Raw genomic sequence first — 20,496 nt, forward strand, 5'->3', positions numbered from 1 at the left:
ACAGTGAAGGAAGCCATGCCCACCAGCGAACATCCCCTGCGCAAGCTTGGTTTCCTCACCATTGGCCTGTTCGACCCCGTGGACCCGGCCGCCGGGCACCAATCCACGTTGGAGATCATCGAACTCGGCGAGCGGCTCGGCTTCAACAGCGCTTGGCTGCGGCACCGCCATCTGCAGTTCGGGATCTCCTCTCCGGTTGCGGTCATGGCCGCGGCAAGCCAGCGCACCTCCAGGATCGAGCTTGGCACCGCAGTGACGCCATTGGGATGGGAAAACCCCTTGCGCTTGGCAGAGGATCTGGCCACCGTGGATCTGCTCTCCGGGGGACGGATCAATCCGGGGCTAAGCGTAGGGGAACCCATGAACTACGACACCGTGAAGCATGAGCTCTACCCGGACACCGCCGACGTTGAGGACTTTAGCTACACCCGCGTGGACCGGCTTGCCCGTCTGATTGCTGGAGAAAAGGTGCGGGACTTCTCAGGCAAGCAAGGTGTGGTGGAGGAATTCTCCAACCGCGTGGAGCCGTACTCAGCCGGGCTGCGATCGCGGCTTTGGTATGGGGCGGCAAGCATGAAGTCGGCCGTATGGGCCGGGGCAAATGGGTTCAATTTGCTCTCCAGCAGCGTGATCTTCCCCGAACCGGGCCAAGAATCGGATTTCGCTGCGGTCCAGACCTCGCAGATTCGCGCCTACCGCGAAGCCTCTGCCCTGGCAGGGAACACTGCCCGGGTGTCGCAGGGCCTGGTAGTGATCCCGACCGACTCGGCTTCGCCGGCCCAGCGACAGAAATACCAACGGTACGTCGATGAACGCACACCACGCACGCGGGCGCCACAGGGGCCAAAGGGCATGATGTTCGCGCAGGACCTCATCGGGACGAGCGAGGACATCGCTGAGCAGCTCTACGCTCACCAAGGATTCCAGGAAGTTGACGAGGTTGCCTTCGCGCTGCCCTTCAGCTTTAACCACGAGGACTACGTACAGATCCTCACCGACATCGCGGACAAACTGGGGCCGGCCCTGGGATGGAAGCCGGCCAACTGGGCAGCCCCTTAGACCACAAACTCCGACTGCGCCTCAATGAAGTCCCCATCCATACAACGTCAGCACTCACTGAACTTGTGTGGATGAAGGCCGCCTTTTGGGATCACGGTCGTGCCCTACGTCGTCGGGCTTTCAGTAGCCCAGGGACCGGCGTATGCGGGACGAGAAAGAAAAAATCGTTTCGGCGAAACATCGTTGACAATCTACAGCCATCGCGAGTATTGTCGACAATCGACGATACTCCCCAATCAAACCTCGTCGACAATCGACGAAGATAAAATCCAAACTGGAGGAAAAATGGCATTCGACATCAAGCCGAAGTTCGCAACGTTCGACATGAACGGAACACTGATCAAGTTCGCTATCGCCGACGCGACCCGTGAGGTCTTGGGCGAACGCCTGCCGGGAGAGCTCGCCGATGAATACTTGCAGGCCACCAAGGCATACCGGATCGATGAGTGCATGGGCGACTACAAGCCCTTCCACCAAATCATCGCCAACTCCATGGAACGCGCCTCACGCCGACTCGGCCTGGAGTACCGCGAGGCCGACGCAAGGGCGGTCTACGAAATTGTCCCCACGTGGGGCCCGTACCCAGGTGTGACCGAGGCCCTGAACCGCCTGGCAGAGGCAGTCCCCCTGGTCATCATCACCAACAGCGACAGCGCGCATGCTGACCGACTTTCGGAAAACCTCCAAGCTCCGTTCGCGACCGTCATCAGCGCCGAGCAGATGGGCATGTACAAGCCCCGGCTCGGAGCGTTTGAGTACATGTTCGACAAGCTTGGCGTGACACCGGAGGAGATTGTGCACGTCTCTGCGAGCCCGATGTACGACCTCCGGTCCGCAGCCACCATGGGCATCAAGAACAAGGTGTATGTGGACCGTGGCTTCGAGCACGACGAGCACTGGCTCGGCTACGAGCGGATCACCGACATCGCCGAGCTCCCCGTCCTCTTCGGTCTGCCCCGTTCCGCTGCTTCGTAAGAAAGACCTGATGACAGATGAGCGTCACTACGGCGGGCTCGGCCTTGGATCGGCTTCGGGCCCTTGGCCTGGAGCTTCCAACCCTCGCTGACAGCCCTTACTACGTGGATCACCGCGCCGTGGGTTCCAGTATCCACATCGCCGGCCAACTGCCTTACAAGGACGGCGTGCTGCTGGGCCAAGGCATCGTGGGCCGGGACGTGGGGCTGGAGACAGCGCGGGAGCACGCCCGCCATGCCGCGCTCAACTGCCTCGCCGCGGCTGTGCAGGCGGTGGGAGACCTGGACCGGGTCCGGATCGTGCAGATGTTGGTGTTCGTGGCCAGCACACCGGACTTCGGCCTGCAATCGCGGGTCGCCAACGCGGCCAGCGAATTGCTCATCGAAGTGTTGGGGGAGAACGGGCGGCACGCCCGCACCGCAATCGGCGTCGCCGGGCTGCCAGCCAACACTCCTGTAGAGATCCAGATGATCTGCACAGCCGTTTAGGCGCGGACATGTTGGCTGCAAATTCATGAGGAGAACAGCGTGAACCGTATCCAAGGAGCACTCAACGCCCTGGTTGAGCGGGTCGACACCCCAGCGCCGATTGTGCTGGTCGACGTTATGCAGGACAACATCGATCGCATGCAGGGCTTCGCCGCCCAGCAGGACCTCGACGTCAGGCCGCACGTAAAAACGCATAAATGCGTCGAAATCGGGCGTCGCCAAGTCAAGGCCGGAGCTGTGGGAATCACCGCAGGCAATGTTGGTGAGGCCGAAGTCTTCGCCGCAGCGGGCTTCGACGATATCTTCATCGCCTACCCAATCTGGCCTTCGGGAACGAAAGGCCTGCGTATCCGCAAACTTGCCGTAACCACCCGGCTGCGGGTCGGCGTCGACAATTTCGCGGCGATCGATGCCCTTGCTGATGCGATGGGATCTGAGGCCGAACGGCTTCAGGTTGTGATCGAGGTGGACTGCGGTGCGCGTCGTTCCGGAGCACCACCCGAGTTTGCCGGCGACCTCGCCGCCGCCGCGCGAAGGCGTGGACTGGTGCCGGTGGGTGTCTTCACCTATCCAGGGCATGGAAGCTCCAGCCCGGACGCCCGCCAGCGCGCTGCAATGGACCAGGAAGCCGCGCTCACCACAGCGGTGCGGAGCTTCAGCGCCGTGGGCATCAGCGCAGACGTCGTCAGCGCGGGTTCAACACCCACCATTGAGTACTCCACGAGCAACGTGATCACCGAGATCAGGCCCGGCGAATACGTGTTCAATGACTTGAACAACACCCGGCTCGGGGCCTGCACGGCAGATCAGATTGCCCTGTTCGTCGCCGGCACCGTGGTCAGCGACTGGGTTCCCGATCAGGTCATTCTCGATGTAGGCACCAAAGCACTAAGCCGGGAAGGCAGCCCCCAGATCGGCTATGGCGGCGTCCCCGGCACGTCTGCCGTTCTGTCCAAGCTCAACGAATACCACGGGTTCCTCCCCCTGCCGGCCGGCGATTTCCACCCGGGCATCGGCACGGTGCTCCCGATAGTGCCGAACCACGTTTGCCCGGTTGTGGTCAATTTCGAGGAGTACATCGTCACTGACAGCACGGGCACATCGCTGGAGCGGTGGCGGGTGGATGCCCGCGGATTCCTCAGCTGATTCGTGGGGGACGGCATGTCCGGCCCCCGCTCGCAATCCAAGAAACATACCGTACAAGGACTGACCACCATGAGACTTGATAAGACCACTGCCGTCATAACCGGCGCCAGCAGCGGAATTGGGGAAGCAGTGAGTTCCCACTTCCGCCGCGAAGGTGCCCGGCTGCTGCTCACCGGGCGCAGGGAGCAACTCGACAGCGCCCAACCTGATGACGTGTACGCCCCCGGAGATCTCAATGACGAGGCATTCGTCGAAAGCCTGGCCCGCCAGGCAGCCGAAGCGTTCGGCACCGTGGACGTCGTCGTCCTTAACCATGGCCTGCAGGTAAGCGGCCCGCTGACGGAGATGGCGTATGAAGATGCCAAAAACGTGCTCCACAGCAACCTCCTCAGCTCCTTCCTGATGATGAAGCATTTTGCACCGTTGATGCCGGCCACGGGAGGTTCGTTCGTCTTGGTCAGTTCACGGCTGGGCATGGTTGGCAAGCCTGATGAAGTCCTTTACTCCGCAGCCAAGGGCGGCCTCATCATGCTCGCCAAGGGCGCTGCAATCGAGTGGGCCTCACGCAATATCCGCGTCAACGTCGTCGCCCCAGGACTGACCGTCACTCCGGTCATCGAGGCATCGTTCCAGCGCAGGGAGGACCCCGAGGCCTACCGGGCAGAACGCGAGGGCCAGATCCCGCTCCGGCGCCTGGCCACTCCCGAAGAAATCGCCGACGCCATACTTTTCATGGCGTCCCCGGAATCGTCCTACATCACCGGCGCGGTACTGCCCGTCGACGGCGGCTACACGGCCGCCTGAACACCGCACCGCCTTCCACTGGCTCACCAACTCCCCACAAAGTAGGACAACGATGAAAGCCCTCACAGCAACACCCCGAAACGGAGACCTCGGCTTCTGGATGGCAGGACTCGCGAAAAACCGGCCGGCATTCCCGCGTTTCGCAGGCCAGGGGTCCGTGGATCTGGCCATCATAGGCGGTGGCTACACAGGCCTCTGGGCTGCGTACTTCGCCAAGAAACTCGAACCCTCACTCGAGGTCGCGGTTTTTGAGGCAGAACAGATCGGCTACGGAGCCTCCGGGCGAAACGGCGGCTGGCTTTCGGCGATGCCCCCGGGAAACCGGGCCACCTTCGCCCGCGCATCAGGAGATGGGCTGGACGCAAGCCGGGCATTGCAGCAGGAGTTCGTGACCGGCGTCGACTCCGTCCTTAATATCCTTCAGACCGAGGGTATCGACGCGGATCAGCACAAGGGCGGCGCGCTCGTCGCTGCCCACACCAAGGCGGGGCTGGGCCGGCTGGTAGCCAGGCGGGACGCCGACTGGAAGTATGGGTTGACCGAAGACGATGTCCACTTGCTCGACCGGGACGAGTTCCAGAGCAAGATCAACATCTCCACAGTCCACGGCGGGCTCTTCTACAAGCCCTGCGCCCGCATTCATCCGGCGAAGCTTGTCTATGGCCTCGCGGACACCCTGACGTCCATGGGGGTGGGGATCTACGAAAACAGCCGGATAAACAGTATTGACGGCAGGACCCTGACCTTGGCCAACGGACAGGTTACGGCGGCCAAAACGTTCATCTGCACGGAAGGGTACTCCGGGCAACTCCTGGGCAGCAGGGCCTTGATACCAATCAACTCCTCGATGATCGTGACCAAGCCGCTGTCCGAGGAGGCATGGGAGCAGATCGGCTGGAACGGGCTTCAGTGCCTGAGCGATTCCGCACACACTTTCATCTATTCGCAGCGAACAGTGGACGGCCGCATCGCCATTGGCGGCCGCGGAAGGCCCTACCGCTACGGTTCCGGTACAGGCGGCGCCGGAGCCACAGCACAGTCCACGGTTGACCTGATCTCCACAAAGCTTCGGTCCTTCTTCCCGGGTATCCACCTCGAAGTTGCCCACGCGTGGTCCGGAGTCCTGGGTGTTACCCGTGACTGGAACGGCGGCGTGCACTGGGACCAGGCCTCCGGAATCGGATCGTCCACCGGCTATGCCGGACACGGTGTTACCGCCGCCTACGTGGGCGGCCGAACACTCGCGGAATTGGCTTTCGAACGGGAAACGGAACGGACCACACTCCCCTGGGTTGGCTACCGGGCACGAAAATGGGAACCGGAACCCATTCGCTGGCTGGGTGTTCACGGCATGTACCGGCTTTTCGGTCTTGCTGATCAGTGGGAAGAGCGCAAGGATTCCACCAAGACGTCCCTCCTGGCCAGATTCGGCAGCAGGCTCGCCGGACTTCACGAATAAACGCACCATCCAAAAACCTTCATTTGAAACGCCCCCGGAGGTACATCATGAAGACCATAAGCAGGATCCAGGCTGCAGCCGCAGGGTTTGCAATGCTGGTGGCCCTCACCGGCTGTGCCGGGTCAACAAGCACCTCCCCAACAGATCCGAAAACGGCCGACATCTCCGAGGGCGTCCAGCCTGACGAAAAGGCTGTGAGCCTGTTGCCCGCGTCCTATAAGGACAAGGGCGAACTGACGGTCGCGATGGACCTGCACTACCCGCCGACGACGTTCCTCGCTGAAGACAACTCGACGCCGATCGGCCTGAACCCGGACATTGCCCGCCTGATAGCCAAGAAGCTCGGCCTGAAGCTGAAGTTCGAGAACACCGTCTTCGACACGATCATTCCGGGCATTGACGGTGGCCGCTACGACTTCACCGTCACCACCATGGCACCAACGCCGGAGCGGCTGAAGGTCCTGGACATGATCGACTACTTCAAAGCCGGCAACTCAGTGGCCGTGAGCGCTGGAAATCCGTTGAAACTCACCAACGAGACCCTGTGCGGCAAAAACATTGCCGTCACAGCCGGCTCCACAGGCCAACTCAAGCGCCTCCCGGCCCTCTCGGAGCAGACCTGCACCTCCAAGGGAAAACCAGCCATCAACGCCGTGACCCTGCCCAACGTCCAGGACGCCCTCACGCAGTTGGCGTCCAGGCGGATCGACGGCATCCTCTACGACACAACCTCCCTCGCCTGGGCCGAGAAGCAGCAGCCCAAATCGTTCACCATCCTGACCCCCCAGGTCAACGTCGGCTCCAGCGACGTGACGGCGATTGGCCTGAAAAAGGGTTCTCCCCTGACCCCCGCCCTCCAGGCCGCCGTCCAATCCGTCCTGAACAGCCCGGAGTACAAGAAGTCCCTCGCCAACTGGGGCCTTGAATCCGGTGCCATCACCGAAGCCAAGCTCAACTAGGAGACGTGCTCCCCACATGCAAACCATCAGTCACAGAAGCATGGGCTTCGCCCGCCCAACAGCAGACACCGTGCTGTTCATGAATGAAGATATCGAGGTGCTCTAAGCATGGACGGAAAACTCGCCGTCATCGGCCTGGGCAGCATCGGTAGCATGGCACTCTGGCAGGCCTCCCGTCTTTCCGATTCCGTGGTCGGCTTCGAAGCACACACCCCGGCCCATGGACGCAGCGCGGTAGGCGGGGACACCCGACTGTTCCGCATGATTTATCGTGGCAGCCCGGCGCACTACCCCATCCTGGAGCGTTCACGCGATCTCTGGGCGGAACTCGAGGCAGAAACCGGACAAGACATCCTCACCCGCTGTGGCGGACTCTCCATCGGCACCACCGATGGGCCATACCTCCGCAGCGTCCTGGAGACTGCCCGGACCAATGGGGCTGCACACCAGATCCTGAACCGTGAGGAAATGGCCGAACGCTACCCGCAGCACAACCTCCGGGCTGACGACTCCGCGGTGTTCGACCCCAACGCCGGGGTCCTACGGACTGACCGGGCAGTAACGGCAGCCATTGCCGCTGCACAAGCCAGCGGCGCAACGGTCCTTAACAACACTCCTGTTACCGGCATCCGGGAAACCAACGACGGCGTCGTCGTCACCTCCGGGGACGCCGCCTGGACTTTCGAGAACGTCGTCGTCGCCTCAGGGGGTTGGTCCCAGCGGCTCATGCCTGACTACCTGAAGGCACACACGGAAACCCGCAGGGTTTTCCTGAGCTGGTTCGTTGCCCGCGACGCCGCTCAGTTCACCCCGGAGAGGTTCCCCACTTTCAGCCGGATGTACGAGGACCGCTCCATGTACGGGGCACCCGCCGTGGACGGCGTTACGGTCAAAGCCACCCTCGACGGCCGGGGCACGGTGACGACTGACCCCGATGGTTTCCCCAGGGAACTCACAACAGCCGAAATTGCCGACACCTTGGAAACCGTCACCGAATTCTTGCCCGGCCTGGTTCCCAGCATCATCCGCTCCGATGCCTTCCCTGACCTCTACACGGAGGACCGGAACCCGCTGTTGGGCTGGCTCGGCGAGTCGAGCAGGATCTACTTCGCTACGGGCTTCTCCGGAGGCGGGTTCAAAAACGCCACGGGCTTCGGCCACATCGCCGCGTACGAGGCGCTCGGCAAACAATCACTCGGTGGCCTGGAATTCGTACGCCCGGAACGGTTCAGGACGAGCTAGCCCCGGTATAATCGACAATCGACAAGGGAGGCGGAACATGGACCGCAAGTTCACGTGGCAGGAACAGCGGATGACGACGCCGGACGGTGTGTACCGTGTGCTCCGCACCGCCATCCTGAACGGAACTGTGCCTCCTGGGGAACAACTGCGCGAGACACATATCGCCGCAGACCTCGGTATCAGTCGATCTCCGCTGCGTGAGGCGCTGACAAAGCTCGAGGAAGAAGGGCTGGTGGTCAAGGTCCCCTTCCGGGGATCCTTCGTTGTAGAAGTCAGCGCTCGTGACGTCGCAGAAATCGCGTCGATCCGGGTACTCGTCGAGACCTATGCTGCCGAGCTCTCAGCCCCCACCCTGCGAGGTCCCGAGCGGCTCCGGCTCAAGCAAACCATCGAGGAACTTTATCGGGCCACCGACACCAACGACATCCCCGCCAGCATCGACGCCCACCTTCGTTTCCACAGGCTCTTCTACGAATTTTCGGGGAACACCGCCCTGCAAAATATGTGGAACGGGTGGGAGAACAAGTTGCGTCTCTACCTGGCGGTCGATCACCGTACCTATAGCGACCTGCACGATATCGCTGTTGAGCACGAGAAATTGGCTGAGCTGGCTCTGGCCGGAGACTTCGATGCCTTCCGCCAGGAAATGGTCAGTCAATTCCAGAATGCTCTCCACGAACAACCTCTGGAGCAGAAGTAAACGGAGCAGGCCCTGCCTTAGTCCACGAACTCCGACTGCGTCTCAATGAAGTCCCAATCCTGCAACGTCAGCACCCCGCTGACCTTGTCTGGATGAGGGCCGCCAGCCTCGGCAATATGCTGCAGGACCTGCAACGGGAGTTCCTCGGCACGCAGGTTTTCGCGTAGCCACTCCTTGCTGTCCAAGTGCAGGTCCAGCCACCACATGAAGATTTCCATCGCAGACCACCTTCCTTCGGATTAACCGTAGGCCGGGGCCGGGTCGTCTACAAGGGCTGCCGTCCCCCAAGAGTCGCTACGCAGGCGCCCCGCTACCAGGGTCTTGTGGGGAATCGGGCGAAGGGCCAATCTGTACCTAGGACGCTGGCGCACAGTTTCAAGAACCCGTGCTGACGCCCACTCGCACAAGGGATCCGCGATGGACTGTGACATCGAGCTGGAGATCGATACCGGCTCTGCACGCGGCGAATACACGGTGCACGTGGTCCGTGCTCCGGCGGGAGGCCACGCTTCGGGGATGTTCACCTTGGACGTTGACGGCATCCTGGACCGGCTGCCACAACTTGAAGCCACCGTTCTTGCCTCCGCGGTGGCTGCCCGTCGCACCATGCCCGTGGCGGAGATGGCAGTCCGCGAAGTTGGCCAGCAGTTGTTCCAGGCTTTGTTCACCCGAGAGGTCTACGGCACGTACCGGGCCAGCCTTGGCGCGGCCCAACACGCTGGCCAGCAACTCAGGGTGGTCCTGCGGCTGGCCGCCCCGGAATTGGCTACCATGCCGTGGGAGACCCTCTTCGACCCCGAAACCGAGACGTACTTGTGCCAAACAGAACCACTGTTACGGCACATCCCGGCCCCTGACTACAACCAGAATCCCTTGGACGTGGCTCCCCCGCTGCGGATCCTGGGCATCGTCGCTTCGCCCCGGGACCTGCCTACCCTCGACGTCGATGCCGAGAAGGACCACCTGAGCAGGGCACTGGCTGGTCCTGTAGCCGAGGGACGCGTGGAACTGGTCTGGTCCAGGAGCGGGACCTGGGACGACGTTCAGTCCATGCTGCTGGCCGGGCCGTGGCATGTGGTCCATTTCGTGGGCCACGGTGATTACGATTCCCGGACCGATGAAGGCAGGATCGCTCTGGTGGGGCCGGACGGCAGGGCCGCGATGGTCCGCGCCGTGCGGCTCATGGCCCTGCTCAGTGTTGCCGCACCACGCCCGCGGCTCGTTGTGTTGAACTCGTGTTCCTCCGGTGAGATGGGCCAATCGGACCTCTTTTCCGGCACCGCTTCCTCGTTGGTCAGGAGCGGGATAGGCGCCGTCGCGGCAATGCAATTCGCCATCAGCGACTCCGCGGCCATCGCCTTCGCCCACGGCTTCTACGCCGCGATCGCCAACGGCCGAACTGTGGACGAGGCAGCACGCGTCGGCCGCATCTCGGTCATGGCCAGCCCGGACGGCACACTGGAATGGGTCACTCCGGCCCTCTACGTCCGGGGCGGTTCCACTCAACTCTTCACGCTGCGCGGCACGCCACGCGCAGCGGTTTCGGAAGCACGTTCGACGCCGGCACCCACCTCGGGCGTGCAGGCCGGCCAGGCTACGGTCCCGACGCCGGCACCCACCTTGGGCGTCCAAACGTCAGCCCCGCTGCAGGCCCCGGGAAGCTCCGGCGCGGGAGACAGCGCTGCCGCGAGGGCCGCACAAACCAACGCCGACCAAGCCATGAAGCGAGCCCAATTGCGCGCCCTTTATGTCCAGGCCTCCGCGGAGCTAAGGGCACGGCGTTTCGAGCAAGCCGTTGAATTGTTCGATGACCTCCTGACCTTGGAGCCCGGCTACCGTGACGCCACGGCGCTAAGGGAGAGCGCACAGCACCGACTGGACATGTCCCGCACCTACCGTGAGGCACTCGCCGCTGAAGAGGCAGGTGATTGGCTGGCCGCGGCGGACGGCTTTGCCCTGGTGCAGGAAGATCCGGAGTTCCCCGAAGCAGCAAACCGCCGAAAGGACTGCGAGCGCCGTCAACGCATCTCCGACCTCCAGGGCGAACTGCGCTACCACTCGTCTTTGGGCTCATGGGGAGCCGTGGTGGATGTATCAGCCGAACTTGCGTCGCTCGATCCGACCGCAGCCGATCCCGACGGACTTGCGAGTGCGGCGAGGGCTGAGATCGAGAAGGCGAAGCCACCAGAACCGGAGCCAGCAAAGCAGCCTTCCCCGGAAAGAGGTTCATACACGGCTGCGGACCTGCCCGCAGAGTCACGGCGGCCAACGGCGACCCCCGCAACTGCACACCCCGCAGCGCGAGTCCCGGCACCCACCCAAGCGCCGGCGTCGAGCACTCCATCCTCGAAACCGCTGCAACCAGCACTCGCTTGGACACCGCTCGCGTGGGGCGGTGCGGCCTTGGCGGTGGCGGGCGGCTTGGGGGCGTCCACCGTGGTGTTCTTCATGTGGTTCGACGAGACCTACTGGCAGGACAACGGCGGCGACATCGTGCTCCGGATCCTGTACGGCCTGCTGGCACCACTCGGTTATCTGCTGCTCATGGTGGCCGGGCTGCCTGAACGGACCGTACCAGCGCGTGTTGCGATGACCGGCGTCGTGCTTTCCGCGGCGATCTTTGGGCTCGCCGGCTTGAACTACACGGTGGAAGTGAGCGCCGTCGTGGCCAGTTTTATCCTGGCCGCCTTCGGACTTTGGGCGGGCATCCTGGCTCTGAAGGACCCGGCCAGGCGAACGTTTGCGTGGCTCCTCCTGCTGCCCACCGTGTTGCAACCGATCATCTGGATCCAAGGGAAAGGCGTGTTCATGGAGAGCTGGTACATGTCGCAGGCGCTGCCGTTGCTGCTGCATCTGATGCTTCTTTGCGCGGTGGGCGTTGTGTTCGTCGTGATGGCACGGCGGCTTCGCCCGGCGACTGAAGCGGGGCCTGCTGCCACGGCGGGAACGTCGCCATGAGCCGGCTGGTTGAGTTCACCACCGACGACGGCGGCACGGTAGTTGTGGAGGTCGCGAGCACAGCCGGGAGCATCGTGACCCGGGGTGGCGATCATGCGGGGGATCATTCCGGCGTCTTCGCGAGGGCCCAGCGGACGTTCCAACGGGCACTCGAGCATGTTCGACCCGCCGTCCAGGGCGTGATTGATGAGCTGCTGAGCTTGGAGAACCGGCCTGACGAGGTCAGCGTGGAGTTCGGCATAGACCTCCACGCGGAGGCCGGGGCTTTCATTGCATCAGCCAGCACTGCGTCCAACTTCAAGGTGCGGCTGACGTGGAACAAACCGCCCCAGCCCAACTAGGTCGCAGATGAGCGCGTTCTGAACCCTCAAAACGCGCTCATCTGCGACCTGGTTTGGTGGGCAGACAGCCTGTTCAAGGACACCTCGCGGCGCAACAATAAGGTATGGCTGCGGAGAATTTCAGCGGACGGATTCCTTTGGTTGTCGGCGTCTTGCCCGACCAGCATGTGGAGGTGCTGCAAACGGCCCGGACGCTGGCTGAGCAACTCGGCGTGCCGCTGGTTTGTGCGTACGTGGACGAGGCCAGCTACCTCGTGGAATGGGACCCGGCGCGGGAGACACACCGAATGTCGCTTCATCCGGAGAAGGATGACGAGGACGTCGCAGCTGTTCGCAGTGATTTGGGCAAGGTCATCGGCGAGGCCATGGATGGTGGCTCGGCGGACTGGACTCTGCGGTTGCTCGCTGGAGACCCCGCACGAGCCCTCGGCCGACTCGCCGAGGACATCCACGCCTCGATGATCATTGTCGGAACGCCGGAACCTGGCTTGGGACACCGCATTTCCGAGGCTTTGAACGGCTCTGTGGCGGCATGGTTGAGCCACCACCAACGCCGGCCCGTGCTGATTGTGCCGCAGAAAAAGCCCCAGGAAGCTGCCCGTAAAAACTAAAGCGAAAGTACTTATTCGAGGTGGTGGCAATGCCGTGCCGCCCAACGTAGAGTGATTACTGCAGGACGGCGAAAGCACCTGCTCAAAGACCGCTCCGGAGTGCGTATCCCCCAATAACGCACTCCGGAGCTCTTTGTTTAACCTGCTCTCAGCTACCTCACGAACGTGTACAGAAGCGCCGCCATTGCGAAGCCCACAATGGACAACACTGTCTCCAGAACGGTCCAGGTCTTCAGTGTGTCTTTGACTGACATGTTGAAGTACTTGGAGATGATCCAGAAGCCGCCATCGTTGACGTGGCTGGCAATGATGGAGCCGGAGGAAATGGCCACCACGATCAGGGCGAGCTGAGGCTGGGAGTAACCGGAGGCCAGACTTGGGGCCAGAATGCCACCGGTGGTTACGATCGCCACGGTTGCCGAGCCCTGCGCAATGCGCATGCCCGCGCTGATTACGAAGGCGGAGAGGATGATTGGCAGGCCGGCCTGAGCCAGCGAGTCCGCCACAGCCTTGCCCACACCGGTGGCCGAGAGAACTGCGCCGAAGAAGGCACCGGCGCCAACAACCAGCAGGATCATGCCCACGGGACGAAGCGATGAACCCGTGATTTCGCTGAGTTCGGCGGAGCTCATGCCGCGTCGGATGCCCAGGAGCCACATGGCCAGCAGCACGGCGACGGTCAGCGCGATGGCCGGGTTGCCGAAGAACTGGAGTATGTCCCGGAAAGCACCGGGAGGAGCAAAGATGTTGCCGAAGGTACCACCGAGGATGAGGATCATGGGCAGGCCGATGGCCAACAGCACCAGTCCGATGGACGGCTCGTGGCCGCGGGCTTCCTCGGCCTCGGGAACGATGCGGTCCTCGGGCACGGTAACCATCACACGCTTGCCGATCCACGTGCCCCACAAAATACCGGAAGCAAACCAGGCCGGGATACCGCAGATGAGGCCCATGAGGATGATCCAGCCAAGGTCAACATGGAAAAGGCCGGCGGCAGCAACGGGACCGGGGTGCGGTGGCAGGAAGGCGTGTGTCACGGAGAGGCCGGCCAGCAACGGAAGTGCGTACAGTGCCAGCGACTTGCCACCGCGAATTGCGGCGACATAAACCAACGGCGCCAGGACGAAGATGCCGATATCGAAGAACACCGGGATACCCAGCACGAAGCCGGTGATACCCATGGCGAGCGGGGTGCCCTTTTCGCCGAAGATCTTCACGAGCCTGCCGAGCAGCACTTCCGCGCCACCAGAGCGTTCGAGGATGGCACCCAGCACTGTACCGAGGCCGATGATCACGGTGATGTGGCCAAGGATGCCGGCGAAGCCCTTCTCAATCAGGGCGTCGCTGCTCTTGGTGGCCGAGCCGACCAACGCTTCAACCGAGACCCCACCCACCAAAGCCACGATCACGCCGGTTCCCACCAGGGCGATGAACGGTTCGAGCTTGACCTTGATGATCAGGAACAGCAGGAGGGCGATGCCCGCGCCTGCCAGGAGGAGCAGGCCGGCGGTGTCGTGCCGCAGCCATTCGAGGAATTCATTCATGGGGGTTTCTTTCTGGGTGAGTCCTACTTGAGGGTGCCGGTAAACGCGGCGGCACGGGCCGCGATGTCTGCCCAGTTGCCTGCAGCGACTGCTGCGGGCGGGACCACGCTGGTGCCGCAGCAGACTGCGGCAGCACCGGCGTCGAGGTAGCTCTTTGCGTTGGAAGCGTCGATGCCTCCCGAAGGCAACAGGCGGATGCCCGGGTAGGGGCCCTGCAGGTCCTTCAGGTACGCCGGGCCGAGTTGCCGGGCAGGGAAAATCTTGACGACGCCGGACCCCAGGTCAAGTGCCTGCGCCACTTCGGTGGGCGTCATGGCGCCAAGGCTGAAGGGTATGCCGGCGGCCACAGCGACTGCTGCGACCTCGGGCCGAATGCCAGGCGTCACCAGGAACTTGGCCCCGGCGTCGATCGCTGCGCGGGCTTGGTCTGCGGTCAGGACCGTACCAATTCCGACGGCGGCACCATGGTCTGCGGCGGTCTCTGCCGCGCGCTTGACGTGCTTGAGCGCATCCGGGGTGGTGAACGTCAGTTCCACGCTGCGGATACCGCCGTCGGCCAATGCCCGGCAGAGATCCGCGGCGTCCGTGATGGACGGAGCGCGGACCACGGCCAGGGTGCGGTCGGCTTCAAGCTGCTGGATGAATTCTTCAGGAGTCATGGGTGGTGCTTCTTTCCTTCTCGGGTGAGTCCGTCACTGCTTCGACGCAGGGCACGGCCGGCGCGGGCACCGGTTGGCCGGCCGCCGTCGATCGCTGCTGCGCCGTTGACGAAGACGTAATGGATGCCGCTGGCGGCTTGGCGGGGATTCTCAAAAGTGGCTTCGTCGCGGATGGTCTCCGGGTCGAAGAGCACGACGTCGGCCGCGTAGCCTTCGCGAACCAGCCCCCTTTTGTGGAGCTTGAGTCGTGCGGCCGGACGCCCACTCAGGTGATGGACGGTTTCCTCGAGGCTGAGCAATCCGAGGTCGCGGGAGTAGTGGCCGAGGTAGCGCGGGAAGGTTCCCCAGGCTCGGGGGTGCGGCTTGGCGCCGACCAGGAGGCCGTCGCTGCCGCCGGTGTGCGTGCGGTGTTTCATGATGGCCTGGACGTTTTCCTCGTGCCCCACGTGCTGCAGGATGCCGGTGCCGAGGCGGTCTTCGGTGAGGATGCGGGCGAAGACATCGAACGGCTCCTCGTTGCTCTCGGCAGCGATGTCCTTGATGGTTTTGCCCACGAGTCCCGCGAGCGCCGGGTTCTGGACGCCGCTGATTTCAAGGGTGTCCCACTCGGCAACTACTCCGTGGCAGCCGTCGGATCCGTAGATCTCCACGGCTTCCCGGATGCGGGCGCGGGTGTCGGCATCCGCCAGGCGGGCAAGCGTCGCTTCGGTGCCTCCGGACGATGCCCAGCTGGGAAGGATCGCGGAGAGCGTGGTGGCACCGGGGAGGTAGGGGTAGGTGTCCAGGGTGATGTCGACGCCGTCATCCAACGCGTTATCGATGAGCTCCAGGAGTTCGCCGGCCCGGCCCTTGTTCTCCGCGAAGTTCATGGTGGCGTGGGAGAGGTGCAGGGCGCATCCTGTGTCCCGGCTCAGGCCGATCATCTCCGCGTAGGCATCCAGTGCGCCCTTGCCGTAGGAACGGTGGTGCGGTGCATAGAAGCCGCCCAGCTCGCCCACGGTCCTGCAGAGGCCCGCGAGTTCTTCGGTCTGCGCGTACATGCCCGGGGTGTAGGTCAGGCCGGAGGACATTCCGACGGCGCCCTCCTCCATCGCCGTGCGGATCACGTCTTGCATCTGCTGCTGTTGCTGCGGGGTGGGATCACCTTCTGCGAAGCCCATCACCATGGCGCGGACGGTTCCCTGCGGAACGAGGTAGGCGGCATTGGTGGCGATGCGGCCTGTGGTGCCGTCCGCATCGGTGACCTCGGTATCCAGCCGGTCCAGGTACTCCCCCACGGTCCGCCAGTTCCAGTCGAAGTCCGCCGGGTTATCGTTCCAACCAGCGATCTTCTCCCGGACACCGGCGAGCGTGGCATCATCCACTGGTGCGTAGGACAGGCCGTCCTGGCCCAAAAGTTCCGTGGTGACGCCCTGGCTGAGCTTCGCGTAGTGCTGCCGGTTAACAAGCAGTTGCAGGTCAGAATGCGCGTGCATATCGATGAACCCAGGACTCAGGACCAAGCCAGTGGCATCGATAACGCGGTCCGCGCCGGTTGACGCTGCGGTGAGGGAACCGGCGTCGACGACGGCGGCAATCACGGCACCGTCCAGCAGGACGTCCGCGGGGCGGCGGTCCGCTCCGGTTCCATCCACCAGGGTGGCGTTGCTGATAAGGATCTTCATGGCAGGGGTCCTAGAAGAAGGTGTGGATGAGGTCGACGACGGTCTGGTTGCGTGTGCTTTCGGCGGACGCGCTGTCCGCGAGCACCGGGATCACGGTCCACTTGTCGAAGGCTGTGCAGGGATGGGACAGGCCCAGCCGGATCACATCGCCGGGTTGGACGCTGGTGGTATCGGGGTCGAAGGTCATGAAGCTGTGCTGATCGTTGACCGACGTGATGTGGGCTCCATGCAGTGGCTCCATCTCTCCGCCGAGGACAGGACCGATGAGCTGCGGTTCCGGCAGTCCTTCATCGAACGGGAGGTCGCGTTTGCCGGCGTCGAGGATGGCCAGGCCCGGCTCCGTTTGCGAGACGACCCGCGCCCAACCGTGCATTCCCGCACGGAACGGCTGGTTCCCGGAGCGGGAGAAGGGCGAGATTCCGCGGTAGAAGCCGTCGTCGTGGATGATGTAGGCGCCGCTACGGATCATGAGGTCCACTGCGGGGCCACCCGTTTCCGCTCCCGTGCTGATGGTCGGTGAAAGGACGGTCACGACGTCGTCGAAGTACGCGCTGCCCCCGGCCGTGATGATCACTTCGCTGGAACCGTACAAGCCGTCAGCGAGCAGTTCCTCATGGAGGAGCCGCATCTGGGCGAGGTAGCCGCGGACGGCACCCAGTCCGGCGTCGTCGGCTGTGTGCGCGAGCGAGCCTTCATAGCCGCTGACACCTACCAACCGCAGATTCGGTGAGGCAGCAACCGCGCGGGCCACCGCCATGGCAGCGTCAACGCCCCGGGCTCCCGTCCGGCCTCCATGGGCGCCGAGCTCCACGAGCACATCCAGCACGGCGTCGCTGCCGGCGAGCACGCGGTTGATGACCTCCACTGTTCCCACCGAGTCCACCCAGGACAGGATCGGCGCATCGGCAGTGGACGTTCGGGCCACCCATTCGATGGCATGCGGGTCCGTGAGGCTGTTGGCAAGCTGCAGGTTCCGGACGCCGAACTCCCGGGCTACGCGAAGTTGAGCGAAGTTCGCCAAGGTTATTCCCCAGGCTCCGCGTTTGAGCTGCTCGGCCCAGAGCTGGGGGGACATGGTGGTCTTGCCGTGCGGCGCCAACAGCACGCCGTGTTCCTTGCACCAAGCGGCCAGGTGGTCGGCGTTGGCCTGCAGCGCGGCACTATCAAGCGTGAGCAGCGGCGTCTGGAGATCGGCCAGGGTGTGCTTCGCCGCGAGGAATTCGGCGTGCGTGCTCCCGTTGGCGGTGGCTGGAATGGCCTTGTGGCGCCAATCGAGCTGACGGTCTGCAAGGCCGGCCACGGCGTGTGCCGAGATGGCTTCGGAGGTGTTCACGGGTTCATTCCCTTCGCGGGGCTGCGTTTTTGAAGCTGCGGTGTGGGGCTGTTCAGTATGAGATTCTCAGTTGCGTTGCGTATTTTGCAACGCTGGTTGCAAACCTGCTGGTGATATGTCTAACATGGTGACGGATCGAGAGTCAAGGCCGCTGAGAAGCGCACGAACTAGTGGGAGAACGATGCTTTCAGCTGTATGCGTTGGCGAAACGATGGCCATGCTTACCCCTGTCCAGGCCGTTCCCCTTCACCTCGCCACCGAGCTCCACTGCGGGATTGGTGGCGCTGAGTCCAATGTCGCCATGGGACTGGCGGCCATGGGCCTGGACACGCATTGGGTTAGCCGCGTGGGCCACGATGGCTTCGGCACGCGCATCCTTGACGAGCTTCAGGCACACGGAGTGGGCGTCTCTGGCGTCGAGGTGGACGAGTCCCGGCCCACCGGCCTCTACGTGAAGGTCCCCGCCCAGGAAACAGACCCCGACGGCGGCAGTTCAGTTTTGTACTACCGGCAAGGTTCTGCGGCGTCTGCCATGGGACGCCCCTTGCTTTCCAATCCCGCTGTTTCGTCACTGCTGGAAAAGGCGGCGCTCATCCACCTGAGCGGCATCACTGCTGCCTTGTCCCCGGAGTGCCTGTCTCTCTTGGAAGCCATGCTGGGCGAACCTCGGAACGGACGCATCATCAGCTTCGACGTCAATTGGCGGGAAGCACTGTGGGCGGGCCAGGACCGTTCCGTCCTGCAGCGCTTGGCGAACCTGGCCGACGTCGTGCTTGTTGGTAAGGACGAAGCTGAGCACGCCTTTGGCACCACCGATGAAGCCGAACTCCGCCGTTTGATGCCGGACCCTCAGGTGCTGGTCATCAAGAACGAGGCGATCAGCGCCATTTCTTTGGATCGGAGTGGCACCCGGGAAGAGGTTCCCGCACTGTCCGTCTCCGTCGTCGAGCCTGTTGGCGCCGGTGACTCGTTCGCCGCCGGTTACCTCAGCGGCATGCTGTTTGGGCTCGGTCAGAAGGCGAGCCTCCGCAGGGGGCACGTCGCGGCCGCCTGTACCTTGACTGTTCACGGCGACCGCGGACCGCTACCCGAAGCCGAGGAGCTCGCGGCCATCCTCGATTCTTCGGATGAGGACTGGGCTGCTATCCATGTTGAAGAGGGACATTTCAACACCAGAACCGGAGCGTGACATTTTGAGCCAGAGCCTCATGCGGGCCATCGACCTGCTCGCCGAACTCGCGGCGAAGCCCGCCACCCTTGACGAGCTCTCGTCCAAAGCATCCGTGCACAAAACCACCGTGATGCGGCTCCTGCACGCCATGGAGGAGAAGCGGTTTGTGGTCCGGGACGAAGAGCAGCGCTTCATGCTGGGCTCCAAACTGTTCGAACTGTCATCGCTTGCTCTTGAGCAGCGGGACATCCGCAAGGTAGCGCACCCGCACCTCGCCGAGCTGAACGGTCGGACCGGGCACACCGTCCACCTCGCGGCATTTGAAGGGAATGAAGTGGTGTACATCGACAAGTTCGAGTCGCACCACCCCGTCCGCATGTACTCGCGCATCGGCCTCACTGCATCGCTGCACTCGGCCGCTGTGTCCAAAGTCCTCCTCGCCGACATGCCGCGCAGCCGGCAGGAAAAAATCGCGGCGGGGCTGGACTACATCAAAGTTACCGAGAACACCCTGACCTCACCGGAGGCCCTGCTGGCCGAACTGGAGCAGGTCAGGATCCAAGGCTGGGCTCACGACAACGCTGAGCACGAGGCATTCGTGCACTGCATCGCGGCCCCCATCCGCGACGCCAGCGGTGCCGTTGTTGCCGCAGCCTCTTGTTCGGTACCGGTAGTGATGCTCAGCTATGAAGGCTTGCTGGAGCTGCTGCCCGATCTCAAAGCCAGCACCGAGGCCATCTCGAATGACCTCGGCTGGATCAGCCACGAAAGGAACTCAGCATGAGTGAAAAGAACGTAGTACTGACCGAAAACGCCCCCGCCCCGGCGCACGTATTCTCCCAGGGCATCAAAAAGGGCGGGATGTTCCAGGTCTCCGGCCAAGGCCCCATGGATCCCGCCACCAACCAGTACATTGGCGAGGGCGACGTCCGCGTTCAGACACGTCGCACACTGGAGAACGTGAAGGCCATCCTCGAAGCCGGCGGATCCTCCGTTGAAGACGTCATCATGTTCCGCGTCTACCTCACCACCCGCGATGACTTTGCCGCGATGAACGAGGTTTACGGCGAGTTCATCCGCGAGAACGTGCCCAGCGGTTTGCTGCCGAGCCGCACCACCGTGTTTGTGGATCTCCCGCACGAGGTCATGCTGGTGGAGATCGACGCCCTGGCTGTTACTGCCTAGGCTCCCTGGCCGCGACACCCATTTTCGTTTGCGCCGCAGTTTCGGGCTGGCGACACCTGTATCCAGGCGTCGTCAGCCCGTTTCTGTGACCCCAGTGATTTGCGCGGCGTCGGCGTTCTCCACCTGTGGATAACGCTCGTATATCTGCTGATGTTCGACGCAACATGGCAGACTATCGATGGCTACTTCTTCCTGTGC

General features: G+C 63.2%; 20 protein-coding genes. 15 read left to right on the forward strand and 5 right to left on the reverse strand.

All coding sequences use genetic code 11. The features are described from left to right. The first annotated feature begins 15 nt into the window (after positions 1 to 15). From AB4Y87_RS13595 to AB4Y87_RS13635, 9 genes are all read left to right on the forward strand, one after another. Complete coding sequence (locus tag AB4Y87_RS13595) at positions 16 to 1,059, forward strand: LLM class flavin-dependent oxidoreductase (protein WP_442004864.1); 1,044 nt, start codon at positions 16 to 18, stop codon at positions 1,057 to 1,059. Between the two features lie 285 nt (positions 1,060 to 1,344). Further along, entirely contained in the window at positions 1,345 to 2,034 is a 690-nt protein-coding gene (locus tag AB4Y87_RS13600; protein ID WP_442004865.1) for a haloacid dehalogenase type II, read from the forward strand. Positions 2,035 to 2,051: 17 nt separating this feature from the next. Then, positions 2,052 to 2,522, forward strand: a complete 471-nt coding sequence (locus AB4Y87_RS13605; protein ID WP_442004866.1) for a RidA family protein — start codon at positions 2,052 to 2,054, stop codon at positions 2,520 to 2,522. Positions 2,523 to 2,561: 39 nt separating this feature from the next. Continuing rightward, a complete protein-coding gene (locus AB4Y87_RS13610) occupies positions 2,562 to 3,668 on the forward strand; it encodes an alanine racemase (protein WP_442004867.1) in 1,107 nt (368 codons plus the stop codon). A 69-nt stretch (positions 3,669 to 3,737) separates the two neighbouring features. Next, positions 3,738 to 4,472, forward strand: a complete 735-nt coding sequence (locus tag AB4Y87_RS13615; RefSeq protein WP_442004868.1) for an SDR family NAD(P)-dependent oxidoreductase — start codon at positions 3,738 to 3,740, stop codon at positions 4,470 to 4,472. Between the two features lie 52 nt (positions 4,473 to 4,524). After that, a complete protein-coding gene (locus AB4Y87_RS13620; RefSeq protein ID WP_442004869.1) occupies positions 4,525 to 5,931 on the forward strand; it encodes an NAD(P)/FAD-dependent oxidoreductase in 1,407 nt (468 codons plus the stop codon). A 47-nt stretch (positions 5,932 to 5,978) separates the two neighbouring features. Next, complete coding sequence (locus AB4Y87_RS13625; protein ID WP_442004870.1) at positions 5,979 to 6,890, forward strand: ABC transporter substrate-binding protein; 912 nt, start codon at positions 5,979 to 5,981, stop codon at positions 6,888 to 6,890. A gap of 108 nt (positions 6,891 to 6,998) precedes the next feature. Beyond that, positions 6,999 to 8,132 (forward strand): N-methyl-L-tryptophan oxidase, encoded by a 1,134-nt coding sequence (solA, locus tag AB4Y87_RS13630; RefSeq protein WP_442004871.1) that lies wholly within the window; start codon positions 6,999 to 7,001, stop codon positions 8,130 to 8,132. A 37-nt stretch (positions 8,133 to 8,169) separates the two neighbouring features. Continuing rightward, positions 8,170 to 8,832 (forward strand): GntR family transcriptional regulator, encoded by a 663-nt coding sequence (locus AB4Y87_RS13635; protein ID WP_442004872.1) that lies wholly within the window; start codon positions 8,170 to 8,172, stop codon positions 8,830 to 8,832. A 17-nt stretch (positions 8,833 to 8,849) separates the two neighbouring features. On the opposite strand, the gene AB4Y87_RS13640 is transcribed toward AB4Y87_RS13635, so the two are convergent. Continuing rightward, complete coding sequence (locus tag AB4Y87_RS13640) at positions 8,850 to 9,050, reverse strand: hypothetical protein (RefSeq protein ID WP_431117256.1); 201 nt, start codon at positions 9,048 to 9,050, stop codon at positions 8,850 to 8,852. A 199-nt stretch (positions 9,051 to 9,249) separates the two neighbouring features. Between AB4Y87_RS13640 and AB4Y87_RS13645 the strand changes: the two genes are divergently transcribed. The 3 genes from AB4Y87_RS13645 (at position 9,250) to AB4Y87_RS13655 (ending at position 12,742) form a co-directional block, all read left to right on the forward strand. Continuing rightward, positions 9,250 to 11,790: a CHAT domain-containing protein gene (locus tag AB4Y87_RS13645; protein ID WP_442004873.1), complete on the forward strand. Its 2,541-nt coding sequence runs from the start codon at positions 9,250 to 9,252 to the stop codon at positions 11,788 to 11,790. After that, entirely contained in the window at positions 11,787 to 12,131 is a 345-nt protein-coding gene (locus AB4Y87_RS13650) for a CU044_2847 family protein (RefSeq protein ID WP_442004874.1), read from the forward strand. Before AB4Y87_RS13645 ends, AB4Y87_RS13650 begins: the two co-directional genes overlap by 4 nt. Before the next feature lie 104 nt (positions 12,132 to 12,235). Next, positions 12,236 to 12,742 (forward strand): universal stress protein, encoded by a 507-nt coding sequence (locus AB4Y87_RS13655; protein ID WP_431117259.1) that lies wholly within the window; start codon positions 12,236 to 12,238, stop codon positions 12,740 to 12,742. Between the two features lie 152 nt (positions 12,743 to 12,894). Here the strand turns inward: AB4Y87_RS13655 and AB4Y87_RS13660 are convergent, their stop codons facing one another. The 4 genes from AB4Y87_RS13660 to AB4Y87_RS13675 are packed head-to-tail and all read right to left on the reverse strand — an operon-like array spanning position 12,895 to position 17,942. Next, positions 12,895 to 14,286, reverse strand: a complete 1,392-nt coding sequence (locus tag AB4Y87_RS13660) for a GntP family permease (protein ID WP_442004875.1) — start codon at positions 14,284 to 14,286, stop codon at positions 12,895 to 12,897. 23 nt (positions 14,287 to 14,309) lie between these two features. Then, on the reverse strand, positions 14,310 to 14,945 hold the full coding sequence (locus tag AB4Y87_RS13665) for a bifunctional 4-hydroxy-2-oxoglutarate aldolase/2-dehydro-3-deoxy-phosphogluconate aldolase (RefSeq protein ID WP_431117261.1): 636 nt from the start codon (positions 14,943 to 14,945) through the stop codon (positions 14,310 to 14,312). After that, a complete protein-coding gene (locus tag AB4Y87_RS13670) occupies positions 14,942 to 16,609 on the reverse strand; it encodes an N-acyl-D-amino-acid deacylase family protein (protein ID WP_442004876.1) in 1,668 nt (555 codons plus the stop codon). The genes AB4Y87_RS13665 and AB4Y87_RS13670 overlap by 4 nt, the downstream gene beginning before the upstream one ends. A 10-nt stretch (positions 16,610 to 16,619) precedes the next feature. Further along, complete coding sequence (locus AB4Y87_RS13675) at positions 16,620 to 17,942, reverse strand: alanine racemase (RefSeq protein ID WP_442004877.1); 1,323 nt, start codon at positions 17,940 to 17,942, stop codon at positions 16,620 to 16,622. A 181-nt stretch (positions 17,943 to 18,123) separates the two neighbouring features. Between AB4Y87_RS13675 and AB4Y87_RS13680 the strand changes: the two genes are divergently transcribed. From AB4Y87_RS13680 to AB4Y87_RS13690, 3 genes are read left to right on the forward strand one after another with little or no spacing between them, the layout of a single operon-like run. Beyond that, a complete protein-coding gene (locus AB4Y87_RS13680; RefSeq protein ID WP_442004878.1) occupies positions 18,124 to 19,131 on the forward strand; it encodes a sugar kinase in 1,008 nt (335 codons plus the stop codon). 4 nt (positions 19,132 to 19,135) lie between these two features. Continuing rightward, entirely contained in the window at positions 19,136 to 19,897 is a 762-nt protein-coding gene (locus AB4Y87_RS13685) for an IclR family transcriptional regulator (RefSeq protein ID WP_431117265.1), read from the forward strand. After that, positions 19,894 to 20,298 carry a RidA family protein gene (locus tag AB4Y87_RS13690; RefSeq protein WP_216924578.1) on the forward strand — a complete coding sequence of 135 codons (405 nt, stop codon included), beginning with the start codon at positions 19,894 to 19,896 and terminating at the stop codon, positions 20,296 to 20,298. Before AB4Y87_RS13685 ends, AB4Y87_RS13690 begins: the two co-directional genes overlap by 4 nt. Positions 20,299 to 20,496: the final 198 nt, after the last annotated feature.

It is taken from the genome of Paenarthrobacter sp. RAF54_2, from assembly GCF_052113945.1.
Classification (GTDB): Bacteria; Actinomycetota; Actinomycetes; order Actinomycetales; family Micrococcaceae; genus Arthrobacter.